Source organism: Streptomyces sp. NPDC002577, assembly GCF_053594815.1.
The window spans coordinates 1-2,312 of the sequence record NZ_JBSFWK010000102.1; the positions used below are offsets into that span (position 1 = coordinate 1).

The window sequence follows — 2,312 nt, forward strand, 5'->3', positions numbered from 1 at the left end:
CGACCCGAAGCCCTACGTGTGGACCAAGACCGCAAACGAGATCCTCGAACGCCTCGCCAGTTATCTGAACAGAATTCCTGACTCAGAAGACTAGGGGGCGGGTCTGCGGCGGGTTCCGGTGAGGCGGCTCGGGTCTCGGTGGTATCCGGTGCGGTGGCTGGGTGTCGGGTGGGGTCCAGTGGGGCTGGCCGGGTCTCGGTGGTGACCGGTGCCGGGGCTTAGCCTCCGGCGGGTTCCGGGGCGGTTGCCCGGGCCGCCGAGGTATCGGGGGCGGTAGCCCGGGGCTTGGTGGCGGTGCGGTGGGCGCGTTCGACGGCCTGGCCCCAGTAGGTGCCGGCGACCATCAGGCTCGCGCCGAGGGCGGTGAGGAGGGTGAAGCGGTCGCCGGCGAGGGCGATGCCCACCACGGCGGCCCAGACCGGTTCTGTGCCCAGCAGCAGGCTGGCCCGGCTGGCCGAGGTGCGCTGCACCGCCCAGGTCTGTGCGAGGAAGGCGAACACGCTGCAGAACAGGGCGAGGTAGAGCAGCTGGAGCCAGGTAGCCGTGTCGGCTCGTACCAGAGCCGGCAGGTCGCCCGCGGCGAGCGGAAGGAACAGCGCGGCGCCGACGACGGTCTGCACCGACGTCAGCTGCAGCGGACGTATCGCCCGGCCCGCGGTGAACCGCCCCACGAGCGCCATGTGCCCGGCCCGCAGCACCGCCGCGCCGAGCATCAGCAGGTCACCGCTCCGGGGTGCGTGGAAGCCGTCGCCGGACATGAGGAGTCCGACCGCGAGCACGCACACCCCGGCGGCCGCGAAGAAGACGGGAGGCAGACCACCGGGGTGGCCCGAGCGGTCGAGGAGAGGAGTGAGCACGATGGTCAGGCTGATGATCAGCCCGGCGTTGGCGGCAGTCGTGTGGGCGACGCCGTACGTCTCCACGAGCAGTACGGCGGCCTGCGTGATCCCCAGGGGCACCCCGGCGCGGATCTCGTCGCGCGTCCATCTGCGGCGCCCTTGACGGCCGGCGGCCGGACCGAGACCGGTGAAGCCGGCCAGACAAGCCAGACAGGCCGGCGCCGAGAGGAGATACCTCGCGAACAGGACCAGCAGGACGGGGAGGGCCGCGGTGGCGGTCTGGGCGGAGAGATAGCTGGAACCCCAGACGAGCGCGACCAGGAGAAGTACCGCATCGGTACGGCGGGCATCGGACATGCGCCTACGGTGCACCGCAGCCATCCGTGAAGCCCAGAACCACTTTCTAAAGCGACCCTTCAGTTTCCCTACACTGAGGAGGTGGACGAACGGCAACTGAGGATCCTGCGGGAGCTGGGAGAGCTCGGCAGCGTCACCGCGGTCGCCGAGGCACTGCTGGTGACGCCGTCGGCGATCTCGCAGCAGCTGCGGCTGCTGCAGCGCTCGATCCCCGTGCCGCTGACCGAGCGGCAGGGGCGGCGGCTGGTGCTCACGGAGGCCGGGCAGGCGCTGGCGGGCGCGGCGATCGAGGTGGAGACCGCGCTGGCGAGGGCCCGGCACACGGTGGACGAGTTCGTCGACCGGCCGGAGGGTGAGGTGTCGGTGGCGGCCTTCCACAGCGCGGGTACGGCGTTCTTCCCGTTGCTGCTGCGTGGTCTCTCCGGTCCGGGCAATCCACGGCTGGCGCTCGCGGACGAGGACGTCGCACAGGACGACTTCCCGCCGCTCACCCGCGAGTACGACATCGTCCTCGCCCACCGCCTCGACCACGCCCCGCCGTGGCCGGGCACGGTGACCGCGACCACGCTGCTGCGCGAGCCGCTCGATGTGGCCATGCCCGCCGGCCATCCGCTGGCCGGCAGACATCGGCTGTCTCCGCGGGACGTGGCCGATCAGCCCTGGATCACCGTGCACGACGGCTTTCCGCTCATGGCCACCATCGAGGCCATCGCCGCGGCGGCGGGCCGCTGGATCCATCGCGCCCACCGCATCAACGAGTTCGCGGTGGCCGCCGAGGCCGTGGCTGCCGGGGGTGGGCTCGCGCTGATGCCGCGTCTGACCGTGCGCCCGCACCCCGCACTGGTCCTCAAACCGCTCAGTGGCGTCCAGGCCCGACGCCACCTCGACGCGCTCCACCGCCCCGAGCGCACCGCGCGCAAGGCGGTCCGCACGGTCCTGGCGGAACTGCACCGAGCGGCTGCGACGATCCGCGGCCGGGACACAGAGGAACCCGCCGAGCCGGAGCCGCGGACCGCCGCGCCCTAGGAGTGTCCTGAAGATCTTGGAATCGCGCCCGGCTTGCATCGGTTCATGACGATTGACATTTACTGGCAATCCGGGGCGAGCCGGGTGGTC

Annotated in this window: 2 protein-coding genes; one reads left to right on the forward strand and one right to left on the reverse strand. The window is 71.6% G+C overall.

All coding sequences use genetic code 11. The annotated features are described in order from the left end of the window. Positions 1 to 218 precede the first annotated feature (218 nt). A complete protein-coding gene (locus ACWD4J_RS44035) occupies positions 219 to 1,196 on the reverse strand; it encodes a DMT family transporter (protein WP_451401187.1) in 978 nt (325 codons plus the stop codon). 81 nt (positions 1,197 to 1,277) lie between these two features. Between ACWD4J_RS44035 and ACWD4J_RS44040 the strand changes: the two genes are divergently transcribed. Beyond that, entirely contained in the window at positions 1,278 to 2,222 is a 945-nt protein-coding gene (locus ACWD4J_RS44040) for a LysR family transcriptional regulator (protein WP_451401188.1), read from the forward strand. Positions 2,223 to 2,312 lie beyond the last annotated feature (90 nt).